The 14,066-nt window shown below is 44.0% G+C and carries 12 protein-coding genes and 1 tRNA gene; 7 read left to right on the forward strand and 6 right to left on the reverse strand.

What is annotated here, in order from left to right; translation table 11 throughout:
- Positions 1-20: 20 nt before the first annotated feature.
- The 4 genes from EZE20_RS06495 to EZE20_RS06510 all read right to left on the reverse strand — a co-directional run bounded on the left by EZE20_RS06495 (position 21) and on the right by EZE20_RS06510 (position 6,172).
- Positions 21-989, reverse strand: a complete 969-nt coding sequence (locus EZE20_RS06495; protein WP_132115752.1) for a helix-turn-helix transcriptional regulator — start codon at positions 987-989, stop codon at positions 21-23.
- A 113-nt stretch (positions 990-1,102) separates the two neighbouring features.
- Positions 1,103-2,749: a pyruvate dehydrogenase complex dihydrolipoamide acetyltransferase gene (locus tag EZE20_RS06500; protein WP_132115754.1), complete on the reverse strand. Its 1,647-nt coding sequence runs from the start codon at positions 2,747-2,749 to the stop codon at positions 1,103-1,105.
- A gap of 279 nt (positions 2,750-3,028) precedes the next feature.
- Complete coding sequence (lepA, locus tag EZE20_RS06505; protein WP_132115756.1) at positions 3,029-4,816, reverse strand: translation elongation factor 4; 1,788 nt, start codon at positions 4,814-4,816, stop codon at positions 3,029-3,031.
- Positions 4,817-4,936: 120 nt separating this feature from the next.
- Positions 4,937-6,172: a DUF819 family protein gene (locus EZE20_RS06510; RefSeq protein WP_132115758.1), complete on the reverse strand. Its 1,236-nt coding sequence runs from the start codon at positions 6,170-6,172 to the stop codon at positions 4,937-4,939.
- A gap of 526 nt (positions 6,173-6,698) precedes the next feature.
- On the opposite strand from EZE20_RS06510, the gene EZE20_RS06515 reads away from it, so the two are divergent.
- The 5 genes from EZE20_RS06515 to EZE20_RS23975 all read left to right on the forward strand — a co-directional run bounded on the left by EZE20_RS06515 (position 6,699) and on the right by EZE20_RS23975 (position 9,752).
- Positions 6,699-7,169 carry an Lrp/AsnC ligand binding domain-containing protein gene (locus EZE20_RS06515; protein WP_132115760.1) on the forward strand — a complete coding sequence of 157 codons (471 nt, stop codon included), beginning with the start codon at positions 6,699-6,701 and terminating at the stop codon, positions 7,167-7,169.
- A 266-nt stretch (positions 7,170-7,435) separates the two neighbouring features.
- A complete protein-coding gene (locus EZE20_RS06520; RefSeq protein WP_132115762.1) occupies positions 7,436-7,798 on the forward strand; it encodes a PadR family transcriptional regulator in 363 nt (120 codons plus the stop codon).
- A 22-nt stretch (positions 7,799-7,820) separates the two neighbouring features.
- A complete protein-coding gene (locus EZE20_RS06525; protein ID WP_132115764.1) occupies positions 7,821-8,846 on the forward strand; it encodes an energy transducer TonB in 1,026 nt (341 codons plus the stop codon).
- A gap of 142 nt (positions 8,847-8,988) precedes the next feature.
- A complete protein-coding gene (locus EZE20_RS06530) occupies positions 8,989-9,513 on the forward strand; it encodes a 3'-5' exonuclease (protein ID WP_132115766.1) in 525 nt (174 codons plus the stop codon).
- 65 nt (positions 9,514-9,578) lie between these two features.
- Entirely contained in the window at positions 9,579-9,752 is a 174-nt protein-coding gene (locus tag EZE20_RS23975) for a hypothetical protein (RefSeq protein ID WP_165933424.1), read from the forward strand.
- Between the two features lie 3 nt (positions 9,753-9,755).
- Here the strand turns inward: EZE20_RS23975 and EZE20_RS06535 are convergent, their stop codons facing one another.
- The gene (locus EZE20_RS06535; protein WP_132115768.1) at positions 9,756-10,868 is read right to left on the reverse strand and encodes a fatty acid desaturase family protein; all 1,113 of its coding nucleotides are present in this window, start codon (positions 10,866-10,868) and stop codon (positions 9,756-9,758) included.
- 217 nt (positions 10,869-11,085) lie between these two features.
- On the opposite strand from EZE20_RS06535, the gene EZE20_RS06540 reads away from it, so the two are divergent.
- A tRNA-Ala gene (locus EZE20_RS06540) sits at positions 11,086-11,159 on the forward strand.
- A 213-nt stretch (positions 11,160-11,372) separates the two neighbouring features.
- Positions 11,373-12,599: a phage integrase SAM-like domain-containing protein gene (locus EZE20_RS06545; RefSeq protein ID WP_165933425.1), complete on the forward strand. Its 1,227-nt coding sequence runs from the start codon at positions 11,373-11,375 to the stop codon at positions 12,597-12,599.
- Between the two features lie 56 nt (positions 12,600-12,655).
- Here the strand turns inward: EZE20_RS06545 and EZE20_RS06550 are convergent, their stop codons facing one another.
- Positions 12,656-14,065 carry a hypothetical protein gene (locus EZE20_RS06550; protein ID WP_132115772.1) on the reverse strand — a complete coding sequence of 470 codons (1,410 nt, stop codon included), beginning with the start codon at positions 14,063-14,065 and terminating at the stop codon, positions 12,656-12,658.
- Position 14,066 lies beyond the last annotated feature (1 nt).

A 14,066-nucleotide genomic window follows, 5' to 3' on the forward strand; every position in this document is an offset into this window, starting at 1 on the left:
ACACTTGTGACAGCCCTATGTCAGCAGGGTTTTGAATCTTTTGAATAAAGTCTGTTTTTGACTAAATCGAGTTTTTGCTGTACCAACGTTTTGATTTCTACCGGCTCAATTATATCGGCTACTTCTCCCAAAAGTAAAAACCAATGCGCCAATCCATTCAGAGATTCGGTCAGGAAAGTCATTTGCAACTGATTGCCGATTTCATCCTGAGAAACAAAACCATGATAAAAGTGCTGATCGCCGAGGTAGTGTACCGCAGATTTGTCTATGCGTAAAATCACTTTATGAAGTACTTTTTCACGGGAGGTTTCTTCAATAAAACTGTGAAGCGAAGGATGTGTCGTAGAAAAATGGTCAGATAAACTTTCCAGTGATTGCACGCGATCAATGCGGAAATTGCGGTAGGCGTTTCGTAGACGGCAAAAGGCGATAAGGTACCAATAAGGACCGCGCGAGTAAATTCCGACGGGCTCCACTATACGGAAACTGACTTCGGTGTTTGCAGCAGAAATGTAGGATAGCTGAATGACTTGCTTGCGGGTAATGCTGTTCAGAATCCGTTCTATGTTTAGATTTTGATTTCTTTTTTGTGGTAAATATGGGTTGTCCAAAACTTCAATATGACTGCTTACAGTCTCCACCAGCTCTTTTTCAGTGGCGGGCAAAACAGCCTTAATTTTATAAAGGGCTGATTGAAAAGCAGTTTTGGTAGTTTCATCTGTTAATGCCTGAACAAGCTTGCCGGCTGTGACAAACGACAACGCTTCTCCTCTGGTAAAATGTACCGGTGGCAAACGGTAGCCCGTTACGAGTGAGTAACCCACTCCCGCTTCACCCAATAGCGGCACTCCGGCAAGTTCCAGGGTTCGGATGTCTCGATAGACCGTCCGCAGACTTACCTCAAACCGGTCAGCTATTTCCTGTGCTTTGACAATCCGCTTGGATTGGAGGTGGATGAGTAAGGCAGTCAGGCGGTCGAGACGGTTCATGAAACTACGAGTTAAGTTTTTAAAGGTTTACTTAAAAGTACATTGCACAAAAAAAGGGAGAAACTGAAATCAACAGTTTCTCCCTTTCAATAAATTTATTCAATACTAAGAAATTACACCAACATACTCATCGGTTCTTCAAGCAATTTTTTCACAGTTTGCAGGAACGACGAGCCCGTAGCACCATCTACCACACGGTGATCGCAGGATAGCGTCACTTTCATGATATTAACCGGATATACCGAACCATCTTCTTTGAATGCAGCTACCTGTTTGATGGTGCCTACTGCCAGAATACAGGCATCGGGCGGGTTGATTATCGCCGTAAATTCATCAATTCCAAACATACCTAAGTTAGAAATAGAGAAAGTATTGCCTTCCCAGTCCTTAGGTTGCAGTTTTTTGTCTTTGGCTTTGCCAGCGTACTCTTTTACTTCGCCTGAGATAACCGAAAGTGTTTTTTTGTCAGCATCACGCACCACAGGTACCAGTAAGCCATCTTCTACGGCCACGGCTACTCCGATATTTACATAATCGTACCGACGAATTTTATCACCAAGCCACGCTGAATTAACAGCCGGATGCTGACGAAGTGCCAGGGCACAAGCCTTGATCACCATATCATTAAAGGAAATCTTGGCGGGGCTGACCGCGTTCAGCGTGGGACGCAGGGCCATTGCCTTATCCATGTTGATTTCCATAGTCAGGTAAAAATGCGGAGCCGTAAACAGGCTATCGCTCAAACGGCGAGCGATGGTTTTACGCATTTGCGACACGGGCAGGTCTTCATAATTACCCGCAGGTGCAGCTTCCGGTGCTTTGGCGGGTGCAGGAGCTGTTTTGGCTGGTTCGGGAGCAGGCGATGCAGCTTTGGCGGCAGGTTTAAATTCATCGACATCGCGTTTCACGATGCGTCCATTGTCGCCTGATCCTTCAACAGAAGAAAGGTCAATACCTTTTTCTTCGGCTAAACGTCTTGCCAAAGGTGAAGCCTTAATCCGATCGCCAGAATCTTCTGCATGTACAGTTTCCTGACTTTTCGCCTCTGTTTCGGGGGTAACGGTTTCGATTTCTGCGGGTTCGTCATCCGAAGTTTCTTCACCATTTTCCCGGTCAATGAGTGCCTTAAAATTAGCGCCTTCTTCACCGATGACGGCGATTATTCCGTTAACAGGAACTGATTCGCCTTCTTCAATTCCGGTAAACAGAAGTGTACCTTCCTCATAAGCTTCCAATTCCATAGTGGCTTTGTCGGTTTCAACCTCAGCCAGAATATCGCCGGATGCCACTTTGTCGCCAATTTTCTTTTGCCAGGATACCAGAACGCCCTCTTCCATGGTATCACTCATTTTGGGCATTCGAATGACCGTAGCATTGATTTTTTCGGTAGAGGCGGCAGGCTTAGGGGCTTTGGCTGCAGGCTTGGCCGGCTCTTTGGCGGGAGCTGCTTCTTCAACCACCGGTGCTTCGGCTGCCGGAGCATCATTGGATCCATTTTCAAGCAAGGATTTATAATCTTCGCCAGGGTTTCCAACAATGGCCATAATGCCATCCACGGGCACGGCATCGCCTTTTTCTACACCAATATACAAGAGGGTCCCTTCCTGATATGCTTCCATATCCATGGTCGCTTTGTCAGTTTCGACTTCGGCCAGGATATCCCCGGACTTAATTTCGTCGCCCACTTTTTTATGCCATTCAGCAATAACACCTTCTTCCATGGTGTCGCTCATTTTGGGCATTCGAATAACTTCTGCCATATGAATTCAGTAGGGTGTTTGATCGTAGGAAATTTTACATTAGTTAGCCAAAAATACAACAAAAGGATGACAGGTCAGGTCATTTGGCTGGAAAAATTGGCTTTATTCGGGACAATGTTGGTTGTTTCTGAAAAGTATGTATTGACTTTCAGCTACATAGATAGTGATTGACAAATGCAGAAGATGAGGGCTTATCTTTACTTGTTGTGGTTCCGTCCCATATTCAACTGCCTTTGTTAGTAGCAAAATATGGGACGGGAGAGTATAGAATCAGGGGGATTAGTTGATCTTCAAAACCGCCATAAAGGCTTCTTGCGGAATCTCTACATTTCCAACCTGACGCATTCTTTTCTTTCCTTTTTTCTGTTTTTCCAGAAGCTTACGTTTTCGGGAAATATCTCCACCGTAGCACTTGGCCAATACATCTTTCCGCATGGCTTTTACGGTTTCGCGGGCAATGACTTTCTGACCGATAGCTGCCTGAATCGCAATTTCAAACATTTGCCGGGGTATCAACTCGCGGAGTTTTTCACATAGTTTTTTGCCCCACTCATAGGCTTTGGTACGGTGCACAATGGCCGAAAGTGCATCTACACGGTCGCCATTCAGCATGATGTCGAGCTTTACCATGTCCGATTCTACGTAGTTGCTCAATTCGTAATCCAGCGAAGCGTAACCTCTTGAAATGGTTTTCAGTTTATCAAAAAAGTCGAAAACAACTTCGGCCAAGGGAAGCGAAAATTGCAGTTCTACACGATCCGAAGTCAGGTAAATCTGATTTTTCAACATTCCCCGCTTGTCCATGCACAGCGTCATAATGGCTCCCACATATTCAGATTTGGAAATGATCTGAGCATTAATAAATGGCTCTTCAATGGAATCGATCAGATTGGGCTCCGGCATTTCGGAAGGCGCACTGACTTTCAAAACTTCTCCTTTGGTGGTCATTACCGTAAACTGAACCGAGGGCACAGTCGTAATAACCGTCATGTCAAATTCGCGTTCCAGACGTTCCTGCACAATTTCCATGTGCAGCATTCCAAGAAATCCGCAACGGAAACCAAACCCGAGCGCAGCCGACGTTTCGGGCTCCCATACAAGTGCGGCATCGTTGAGCTGCAGCTTTTCCATGGCATCCCGAAGCTCTTCGTATTCGCTCGTATCTACGGGATAAATTCCGGCAAAAACCATTGGTTTTACTTCCTCAAAACCTTTAATCATCACCGTTGAAGGCCGATGAATATGCGTAAAGGTATCGCCCACTTTGACCTCACGCGCTACTTTGATGCCCGAAATCAAATACCCCACATCGCCACATTCAATCACATCTTTGGGTTGCTGTTGCAGGCGCAGCGTGCCAATTTCGTCAGCCGTATATTCTTTGCCCGTAGCCATAAATTTTACTTTATCGCCTTTCCGGATACTTCCGTTTTTGATTCGGAAAATAACCTCAATTCCACGATAGGAATTAAAAACAGAATCGAAAATGAGCGCCTGAAGCGGTGCGGCAGGATCGCCCACAGGTGCCGGAATCCGGTTGATAATTGCGTGTAAAATGGCTTCTACGCCAATTCCTTCTTTACCACTTGCGTGAATTACCTCATCGGCATCACACCCAATTAGTTCTACAATCTGATCGGTCACTTCCTCCGGCATAGCACCGGGAAGGTCAATTTTATTAAGTACCGGAATAATCACCAAATCGTGATTAATAGCCAGATAAAGATTAGAAATCGTTTGAGCTTCAATTCCCTGTGCAGCATCTACCAGTAGAAGTGCGCCTTCGCAGGCAGCAATAGATCTTGACACCTCGTACGAAAAGTCAACGTGACCGGGAGTGTCAATTAAATTGAGGGTATACAGTTCATTTTCATAGAGGTAATCCATCTGAATCGCGTGGCTTTTAATCGTAATACCGCGCTCGCGTTCAAGATCCATATTATCCAGGAGTTGTTCCTGCATTTCACGTTTGGTTACAGTATTGGTAAACTCCAATAGCCGGTCAGCCAACGTACTTTTTCCGTGGTCAATGTGGGCAATGATGCAAAAATTGCGAATGTGTTTCATGTATAAATTTTCAAATGTTCGTCCAGAAAAAAAAATCCTTCTTTTTTTATCCCGAATTTTTTTACAAACATACACGATTAGACTTTAACTTACATAAGGTACTTTGGACTGAGACTCGATTTACCACCCGCTTACCCACTGCATGAGCAGGGCGGTCAGATACCCGGCGTAGGTACCGAGGGCATATCCCAAAATAGAAAGCAGTACGCCCACCGGCGCAAGCGACGGATGAAAGGCCGCTGCCACCACGGGTGCCGAAGCCGAACCGCCGACATTGGCCTGACTGCCCACAGCGGCAAAAAAGAATGGGATTTGCAGGATTCTGGCCACTCCAAGTACACATATAGCATGAATCAGCATCCAAATGAGCCCGATGGCAAATAAGCCCGGATTTTCGGCCACCGCTTTTAAGTCCATTTGCATGCCGATGGTGGCTACCAAAAGATATAGAAAAACACTGCCAATTTTTGACGCACCAGCATATTCCAGCTTACGAATTGGAGTAAAAGAAAGTGCCAGTCCCATAAAAGTAACCAGGGCAACAATCCAGAAGAATGTGGAAGTTAGACTGTATTTTTCAAGTTCAGGAAAGTTGGTTGAAAGGTAAGGAACGATCCAATCGGCAAGAAAATGGGCGAGACCTGTGGCGCCAAAGCCGATAGCACCCAGAAAAATCAGATCTCGTGTAGCCGGAATCCGCTGATTTTCCAGTTCAATTGTTTCGAGTCTTTCCTGTACTTCCTGAATTTGAGTGCTTTGTGCCCGCAAAAGGCTGTCTATTCGTGCAGCGTAGCCCGCTCCATAAATCAATATAGCCATCCAAAGCTCAGCAACCAGTACATCTACGGCCACGACCTGAGAAAAAAGGCGGTCGCTGGGTTGAAAAATTTCTTTCAATGCCGTCTGATTTGCCCCTCCGCCAATCCAGCTACCTGCGATAGTCGCCAAGCCCCGCCAAACGGCTTCCGGACCTTCGCCGAGCACGGTTTCCGGATGTACTATACTCACGATCCAAAGGGCTACGGGACCACCTAAAACAACACCTACGGTACCTGCAAGCATCATAATGATGGCCGGTGGACCAAGTTTTATCAGTGATTTCCAGTCCATGCCCAGGGTGAAAAAGACGAGACAGGCAGGTAATAAATAGCGGGAAACGACCGGATAAAGACTGGATTCACTCCCGTTGATTATGCCAAAAGTGTTGAGCAGGCCGGGCAAAAAATAACAAAGGAGCAGGGGCGGAATTACTTTGTAAAAACGCACCCAGGCAGGAGTTGGCAGGGAGGCTGTATAAAAAACAAGCCCAAGCACGAGCAATAAAATACCTAAAACGGTTGCGTCGTTTTGGATCATAAAAGGACAAAGATAAAGGTAGGCAAAGGTGGCAAGATAACCAGAAAACCGAAAGGAATGCGTTGGAAAGGCCTAAAAATGAAAACACGCAGGTTTCAAAACGAACCCGCGTGTCAAATTACACTTCATCAACAAACTAAAAACCAAATAAAACTACTGCGAAAATTGTCGCGCGTCAATTTTTATTTGCTGTAGGAGGGGGAGTCGAACCACCCACGGTGCGGTTAGCTGCGATACAAAGACTTGGTGGTCAACCCCAGTCGACAAGGGTCGGCATTATATCACGTTTATCCCGGAATCACCACCCCCGAGACAGGAGGGCATGGCTGCCAGTTTCATCATCCTACAATTTGAGAAAAAACATTGTCAGTTGCCTGTTTAATTGGATTGTTTCAGCGAATTGACTCTACAAAAGTACAGGTCTAATCCAGATTATTAAAATATTTGCATAAAAATTTTATAAAATTTAGATAATTTTCAATTTTTGTACCCAATGATTAGACGATATTCAAATTGAAGGCCGAAAATGAATAAAAATTTAGAAATTGATAATACTGACCTGCGTATTTTGTCCCTTTTGATGGAAAATGCCAGTTTGCCCTACACCGAAATTGGAAAAAGAGTGTTCGTTTCGGGAGGTACAGTGCATGTTCGAATGAAAAAAATGGAGCAAATGGGAATTGTCAAAGGCTCGCAACTTCTGATTGATCCAGCCAAACTTGGATGGGATATAAGTGCCTTTTTGGGGGTATATCTTGATAAAAGCTCGCTGTACGATGAAGTAGCGGCAGACCTTGAAAAGATCCCGGAGGTTGTAAATATTCATTACACCACAGGTATTTACAGCATTTTTGCCAAAATCGTTTGTCGCGATACGGGACATTTACGGGAAGTTCTGCACGATAAAATTCAGAAGGTTAAAGGTATCCAACGAACGGAAACATTTATATCTTTGGAAGAACGGATCAATCGATCAATTCCACTCGATGAGGATTGAGTGGATCGATTAAGGAGTAAGCCTCGGCGACAGCCTTGAAAGTGATTTTGTAGCTCAATTCTGTGTAGAATTTGGAAGCAAAGTTTTTTTGAGGAAATGATTTTTATATATAAAAAACTTATATATATTTGTCTCAGGCAATTTGTCAAATGAGCATAAACAACGAAGAATTATGTGGAGTAAAGCGTGTGGGAAATGAGAATGCTACGGTTTAATTTTTTATGAATTGATTGTTGAATAAATGCCCCAAAGGGCTGATTTTATGTATGGAAAATAGCGCAAATACCAGTAATGAATATGTTCGGGGAACCCTGAAAACCATTGTGTTGAATCTCCTGGCAGAGCGTGGCCGCATGTACGGTTACGAAATTACGCAGGAAGTGAAAGATCGCACTAAAGGAGAAATTCTGCTTACGTTTGGTGCATTGTATCCTGTTTTGCACAAATTAGAACAGGAAGGACTTCTTTCCACGGAGTCGGAGCCGGTGGATGGTCGCATGCGGAAATACTATACGCTGACTACGCAGGGCAGCGAAACCGCACGTACCAAAACCAACGACCTGGAACGATTTATGGAAGCCATGAAATTGTTACTTTCTCCTCCCGGGCTTGCGCCGGAACGGGGCTGACCACCTTAAACCTTAATGACTCATGAAACGTCTCAACAATCAACGCATTGCCGAATTGCACCGTTTTCTTGAAAAAAGCGGGCTGAGTGAAACCTTGCTGCCAGAATTACTGGATCATTTGTCGTGTGAAGCCGAAGAGCGAATGTGGGACGGAGAGTCATTGGAGGAAGTGCTTGATTCGATTCAGCAAAAGGTTGATTCCGAAACGCTGAAACGGCTAAATCTGGAAAGGAAAAATCTGTTAGCTATTCATGATTCGCTGACGGATATTGTGTTTGAAAATCGGAATAAGTCGTACGGAGCTTATGCTCTTCGGAAAGATTACGGCGGGCATGTTCAGCGGGCAACGCTGATTGGCGTCGGGATTTTTTTGTTGATTTTCATGCTTCCGCAATTGTATGCACGGCTAAACACCGACCCTTCGCCGGATGAAATTGGTTTTGAAGTAGAGTTTAGTCCATTGACTATTAAACCCGAAAGTAAACCAAAACCACCGGTAGCTGATCAGGCCGCTGCTCCAAAAAATGTAAAGACCATTCGATTTTTGCCTCCGCTTATCTTGTCGGATGGGCTAGTGCCCGAAGAACAGGTGCCGCCAACGGTAGAGGCGATTGGTCAGTCACAGATTGGTACCGAGACGCAGGACGGAGAAGAAGTATTTACCGAACTGAGGATTCCGCCAGCTGAAATTGTACAGCGGCCTTCGGTGGTTGAAATTGCTCCCGAAGAAGAAAAAGAGCTATTGTTTGCAGAACAGCAACCAGAATTTTTGGGTGGGCAGGAAGAGCTAGTTCGTTATTTACAAAAAAATCTGACTTATCCCGGTCGAGCAGCCCGTGCAGGCATCGAAGGAAAAGTATTTGTGGAATTTACGGTGGGAGCAGACGGCAAAGTAAAAAATGCCCGTACCGTCAAAGGAATTGGCTTTGGGTGTGATGAAGAAGCAATTCGCGTTATTCAGCGGATGCCCGATTGGCGACCCGGTCGGCAGGCAGGAAGGCCGGTTGCGGTGCGTTTTACGATGCCAATCACCTTTTATCTGGATTAATATTAGTTTCAATGCTTCCCGAATTATCAGATTAAAACAAAAAATCCTCGTTCATGAACGAGGATTTTTTGTTTTCTTGCAAGAAATTTCTGGCTTCGTTTTTTAAGAACCAATAGTCCAGAACCCTTCTTTTCAGATACCGATGTACGCAATAGTTGATATAGAAACGACGGGCGGAGTAAATGGCCCAACACGCATTACCGAAATTGCCGTTTTCAGACACGATGGGCGGCAGGTCATTGACACTTTTCATTCGCTGGTAAATCCCCAAACCTACATTCCGCCGTTTATTACCCGCTTGACGGGTATCGATAATCAGTTGGTAAAAGATGCTCCGGTATTTTCGGAAATTGCTGATTCGGTGCGTCAAATCACGAAAGATGCCTGGTTTGTGGCACATAATGTGAGCTTTGACTATAATTTTATTAAGAAGGAATTTTCCTGGCTGGACGAATTCTATACACGGGATCAGCTGTGTACGGTACGGCTGAGTAGAAAAATTTTCCCAGGCTATAAATCATATAGCCTGGGAAATATTTGTCAAAGCTTGAATATTAAACTGGAAGACCGGCATAGGGCTTCGGGAGATGCCGCCGCTACGGTGAAACTTTTTGAACTTTTGCTTCAATATGATACCAAAGCGCTGATTCCGGTAGACTTTGATTAGTAAATGCTCTCTTCTGGAATAGTTTTTTAAGCTATTTGAAATAATTTTCACTTAAAGCTATTTCTATGAGATCTTTGGCCAATTACCTCATCATTTTACTCCTGACTTTTACACTTACCAGTTGCGATATCATCGGAGGAATCTTTAAGGGCGGCATGTGGACCGGCGCCATCATGGTTATTCTGGTAATCGGCCTTGTTATATTTGGATTTGTAAAGTTGCTCGGGAAACGAGACTGACCATTATCCAATCGCCTCGTTCCAGTCGGGTAGGTGACCAAACCGTTGAAGCGTATTGATATGGGATTGGAGAGCGCTGCCAAAAGTTTCGTTCTCCATATATACCAATCCAAACTCTTCGGCGGTTTGCTTCACAATTGGAGCAATAGCCGGGTAATGCACATGGCAAATTCGGGGGAATAAATGGTGCTCTACCTGAAAATTAAGTCCACCTACATACCATGAAAGCCATTTGTTTTCACGTGAGAAATTAACAGTAGTCTGCAACTGATGAATCGCCCAGTCATTTTCGATTACCCCCGCTTCGTTGGCAAGCGGATGCGCTGTTCCCTCGACAGTATGTGCCAGTTGAAAAATAACGGTCAAAACCAACCCGGCAGTAAAGTGCATCAATAAAAATCCGGCAAGAATTTCGCTGAACGGAATTGAAAAAAGAGCAACCGGAACATAGAAGAAGATCACAAAATAGATAATCTTCATTACGATGAGTTTGAGCAGCATCAGGATGTTTTCCTTGCGTGTTTGAGTATTTACTCCCGACTTGGTAAACGTAACAAATTGAACAAAGTCTTTCAAAACAACCCAATACAGGGTAAGGATTCCATAAAAGAAGAAGGCGTATATCCACTGAAAACGGTGAATTGCCCGAACTTTTGTATGAGGTGACAAGCGAACAACCAATCGATCCTGTATATCTTCATCCATAGGAACCACGTTGGTGTACATGTGGTGCAGGACATTGTGTTGCAGTTTCCAGTTTAAAACAGATCCACCGGCTAAATTGAGCGTATAGCCCAGCCAATCATTCACTTTTGGGTTGGATGAGTACGCCCCGTGGTTGGCATCATGCATGATACTCATACCGATTCCGCCAATGCCAAGACCCATGACAAGCCATAAAACAAGGCTGATTGCGAAAGGTGGATTAAATAACAGGATGAAAATGAAGGGTAAAATGTAAGAACACAGCAAGACAACTGTTTTTAAAACCATGCTGCTATCCGCATGTTTGGAGAGGTTTTGTTCAGTAAAATAGTCGTCTACACGTTTTTTGAGAGTGGGGAAGAACTGGTTTTTATTTTTGTTGACAAAACGAACTTTACCTTTTTGTTTCATATTTGAGGTTAAGAAAATTGATTAAGCGGTTACCAGAATGATAAGCGCCTTATAATAGAACGTAAATATCTATAAAAAAGCGCTTGCTGGGCAAATTATAACCTGAAAAAAAGATCAATCATTTTTTTTGAAAAAAAAGATGAGAAAAGTTGCGTTTGACATTTCTGCCCTACATCTTTGCACTCCCATTCAAAAACACCAAATGGGAGTTCCCAGGGGGGGATTAGCTCAGTTGGCTAGAGCGCTTGCATGGCATGCAAGAGGTCATCGGTTCGAATCCGATATTCTCCACAAAACTGTATGAAGAACCAATTAAGCCACTGTTAAGTGGCTTTTTTTATGTCCTTTCGCCATTTTTCGCAACTATCTCCATACGTTTCTGCATATTCGGTGGCACTAAAATACCGAGGTGGCACTACCTAAAAATTAGAAATATATAACCGATGAAGTATTTATTTCGGGGCTTTCATAACCATAAAAGCCTCTTTAATGCAACCAAGACGAATGGAGATTCTATTCTGGCGTCATTCCACTGCCACACAAAAAAGAAAAGGAACATGTACTTTGTATCTTAGGGTAACTATTTTTGGCCGTCGTGCTGAGCTCGGCTCGACATCAATTCGAACCTTTACAGATTATTGGGATCAAGAGCGACAGGAGATCTTGCATTCTGATCCTCAAAGTACCTTTAAAAATGAACAACTCAATAATATCAAGTCCCTGCTTCTAGGGATTTATAATGAGTTGTTAAGGAAAAAAAAGGCAATTACCGCTGATCGGGTTAAACAAGAGTTTTTACGTTCTGATACTCAATTTACCTTCATGGCCGCATTCTCTCTTTTCCTAAAAGAATATAAAGCAGACCCAAGTCATGCAGAGTCGTCATTTAAAACTCTCCGAAATGTCCGAAATCTATTTGGAAATTTTTTATTCTCAATTCACAGAAGAGAGGTTATCATCGAAGATATTGATGAAGGATTGATGGCTCGCTATCTCAGCTGGATGAAGTCAAAGCATTATGAGGAAAGCTACCAGGTCAAGACATCACGAGTAGTCAAGCAAGTAGTAACTTGGTCAAAAAAGAAAAAAATGCTGGATTTTGATCCGCTTAAGGATTATGCAATAAAGCATGAAAAGAAAAAGAAGCCAATTTATCTGAACAACGAGCAATTATTATTTTGGTCTACTCATAACTTTATAAGTCCATCTTGCCAAATGGCTGCTGATCTCTTTGTGATTTATTGCCGTACAGGATTTCATTATCAGGATCTAATGCAAGTTATTCGTAACCCTGATCAGCACTTGCGGAATGGCATGGACGGGAAAATTTGGATTTATAAGCCCCGACAAAAAACAGAAGTTGAAGCAAAAGTCCCTGTGCATCAATTTGCTAATCTCGTTGATCCAATTATTTCCAAGTATGGAGGGTGGAATTTATTGCCCACCATGACCAATAAAGACCTTAATGGCTATTTAAAACTGTGTGTAGCTCACATTAACCAAAATTTACCAGTTAGCAATCAGATTTATGATAAGCTGAGTGTGAAGCACGGCCGGAATAGCTTCTGCTATCATATATTGAACGAACTCGCAATGGATAAGGAAAGGCTTATAACTATGTTAGGCCGATTGTCAGCCACGGATTTGGATGTGTATGTCAGACCAGACGAAGTTGGAATTATTAATGCATTCAAAAAACAAACAGAGCGACCTAAAATTAGTGCTGCTTAATAAACATGCCCGCTTTAATTTTTGAAGCGGGCATGTAACATTTTACTTTATGTTTTCTACACCCCCCAAAGCTCCACTTCCGAAAGCCCTCTCAGGGGCAGACCAATCCGCTGCGCTCCAATGAGATAATTTCTGCCTTGAATATAGACTTTCATTGGTTCGCCGGCCGTTCGGTGCAGATCGATCCTGGCCACGTCCGATGACGTCAGATCACCGTAGAGCAGTCGCCTATCTGTCCAGGCTCGGAAACTTTCATACTCCGACCAAAAGGTTGCTGCCAAATTTGAAGATCCGTGCCAGGCAAGTCGATACTCACCTTCTACGTTTCCAGCCGTTGGTTCACCTTCAATGACTCCCTTCCAGAATAGGAGCCTGGGCGCAAATTTGTTATTCATTTGGTTGTTGATCGGACTGATCCCCGGCTGCTCCATCACCGGCCGGCCACTGATCGGGTCGATGTCGAGGGTACTGAATTTGGATTTAATGGCAAAAAGTGCTGAGTCGCCAGATGATTGATACAGCTGAAAATCTTCCGGCCGCACTTTCATTCGTCCGTCATTGCTATCCACTTCCCAGTCCAGTTCCAGGCGCCGGGCGCTTTCTGGTGCGCGCGTGGCCACCGGTGCAAACTTTCGGGACCAGTCTAACATTGGCTCCTGTTGAATCAAATTGTCTACATACTGAATCGTCAGGATCCTGTTTCGTACATCGAAAAACAAAGCCAGGTTAAAAAGCTTCCGCAACTCTTTCAAAAGGTCAGGAATCGTCAGCTCCGGAAGGTGATTGCTGTAATTAATGACCGTGGCAGAATCCATTGAGAAAGTATTGACAAGAATCAGGCGCTGCATGATCGGATCATCCACAAACTGACCCTTGATCTTGAAATTACATAGAATCTCAATCTGCTTGAAGACCCACCGCAAAAACAGCATCGGGACTTTCGGAGTATTGGCCACGTACGAGCCAGTTTCAAAAGTATTTATAGTGCCAGCAAAATCGGGTGGGAGGGTGGTACCATAAAATGCCGGATTAGAGATGACCGGCAAACAGTAAGCATCAGTAAGGTGATTTGCAGCCGCTGTGAATTCTTCCGGAATGGATTCTTCCCCCAAATCAATTTGATTGAGTGGCGTTCGCTGGTAATCTCCGAATATTTCACCCAGATTTTGACTGTACGAAATGGAATATCCGGTTTCAGAAACTCCCAAAAGATAAACGTAGCCACGTTCCAGGAGTTCTGATCCTTCATACTTTTCGCAGAAAAAAACCTCATTTGTGAATCGTACCTGAGGCAGCCGGGCGTAGCCAAAAATCCTGTCATTCACCGTACTGAAAGGAACCATGAAGTCCAGAACCTTGGATCCACGTACTACATCAAAATCAAAAATCGGATTGTAGCGTTCCAGCACAATGGTTTGCTGTGGATTCAGATCCAGCCGGTGGCCATTTATTCGTATTTGAAGCATT

This window comes from Arundinibacter roseus (assembly GCF_004348825.1).
In the GTDB taxonomy this organism is placed as follows: Bacteria; Bacteroidota; Bacteroidia; order Cytophagales; family Spirosomataceae; genus Arundinibacter; species Arundinibacter roseus.

Bases quoted from the DNA above. Each gene is read 5' to 3' on its own strand.
- EZE20_RS06495 (WP_132115752.1), bottom strand. From the start codon at position 989: ATGAACCGTCTCGACCGCCTGACTGCCTTACTCATCCACCTCCAATCC.
- EZE20_RS06500 (WP_132115754.1), bottom strand. From the start codon at position 2,749: ATGGCAGAAGTTATTCGAATGCCCAAAATGAGCGACACCATGGAAGAA.
- lepA (WP_132115756.1), bottom strand. From the start codon at position 4,816: ATGAAACACATTCGCAATTTTTGCATCATTGCCCACATTGACCACGGA.
- EZE20_RS06510 (WP_132115758.1), bottom strand. From the start codon at position 6,172: ATGATCCAAAACGACGCAACCGTTTTAGGTATTTTATTGCTCGTGCTT.
- EZE20_RS06515 (WP_132115760.1), top strand. From the start codon at position 6,699: ATGAATAAAAATTTAGAAATTGATAATACTGACCTGCGTATTTTGTCC.
- EZE20_RS06520 (WP_132115762.1), top strand. From the start codon at position 7,436: ATGGAAAATAGCGCAAATACCAGTAATGAATATGTTCGGGGAACCCTG.
- EZE20_RS06525 (WP_132115764.1), top strand. From the start codon at position 7,821: ATGAAACGTCTCAACAATCAACGCATTGCCGAATTGCACCGTTTTCTT.
- EZE20_RS06530 (WP_132115766.1), top strand. From the start codon at position 8,989: ATGTACGCAATAGTTGATATAGAAACGACGGGCGGAGTAAATGGCCCA.
- EZE20_RS23975 (WP_165933424.1), top strand. From the start codon at position 9,579: ATGAGATCTTTGGCCAATTACCTCATCATTTTACTCCTGACTTTTACA.
- EZE20_RS06535 (WP_132115768.1), bottom strand. From the start codon at position 10,868: ATGAAACAAAAAGGTAAAGTTCGTTTTGTCAACAAAAATAAAAACCAG.
- EZE20_RS06545 (WP_165933425.1), top strand. From the start codon at position 11,373: ATGGAGATTCTATTCTGGCGTCATTCCACTGCCACACAAAAAAGAAAA.
- EZE20_RS06550 (WP_132115772.1), bottom strand. From the start codon at position 14,065: ATGCTTCAAATACGAATAAATGGCCACCGGCTGGATCTGAATCCACAG.